This is a genomic window from Nocardia aurantia (assembly GCF_009604425.1).
GTDB classification, from domain to species: Bacteria; Actinomycetota; Actinomycetes; order Mycobacteriales; family Mycobacteriaceae; genus Nocardia; species Nocardia aurantia.
In genome coordinates, this window is record NZ_WEGI01000051.1 from 1 (window position 1) to 1,038 (window position 1,038).

The following is a 1,038-nucleotide window of genomic DNA, read 5'->3' on the forward strand; positions in this document are numbered from 1 at the left end:
TTCACCAACTCCACCAACCGCTCGAACGGAATATCCGCATGCGCGAACGCCGCCAGATCACCATCCTTGGTCGCCGCCACCAACTGCTCGAACGACTCCCCACCGGACACCCGACTCCGCAACACCAGCGTGTTCACAAACATCCCGATCACCGAATCCAACTCGGCCTCACCACGACCGGCCACCGGCGTCCCCACCACAATGTCCTCAGTCCCCGACAACCGCGCCAACAACACCGCCAGCGCCGCATGCACCACCATGAACAACGTCGCGTTCTGCGACCGCGCCACCCGCACCAAACCCCGATGCGTCACCGAAGAGACCGGGAACACCACCCGCCCACCAGCGAACGACGCCACCGCCGGCCGCGCCCGATCCGCCGGCAGATTCAACTCATCCGGCACCCCCGCCAACACCGTCTGCCAGAACCGCGCCTGACCCGACAGCAAACTCGCCGGATCATCCTCCGAACCCAGCAACTCCCGCTGCCACACACTGTAATCCGCATACTGCACCGGCAACGCCGCCCACCCCGGCACCTCACCAGCCGACCGCGCCGCATACGCCACCATCACATCACGCGTCAACGGCCCCATCGACCAGCCATCCGCGGCAATATGATGCGCCACGAACACCAGCACGAACTCACCCACCGCATCGGTCACCTCGAACAACCGGATCCGGAACGGCACCTCCACCGTCACATCGAAACCCGCCGACACCACCGCGGCCACCTCGCCCAGCACCGCATCCGCGGCCACCGGCACCGGCACCACACCCACCGGCATCGCCGACACCGGCAGCACCCGCTGCACCGGCCCCCCCGCACCACCCGGATACACCGTCCGCAGAATCTCGTGCCGCGCCACCACATCCGACACCGCCGCACCCAACGCCACCACATCCAACGACCCCGACAACCGGATCGCCACCGGAATATTGTTCACCGCCGACCCGGTATCGAACTGATTCAAAAACCACATCCGAGACTGCGCCAACGACAACGGCACCCGATCCGGACGCGGACCCGCCACCAAC

The 1,038-nt window shown here is 66.3% G+C and carries 1 protein-coding gene; it reads right to left on the minus strand.

Features of this window, described 5'->3' with window-relative positions; translation table 11 throughout:
- Positions 1 to 1,038: condensation domain-containing protein (locus NRB56_RS38105; RefSeq protein WP_227838695.1), on the minus strand; the 1,038-nt coding region annotated here is incomplete at both ends.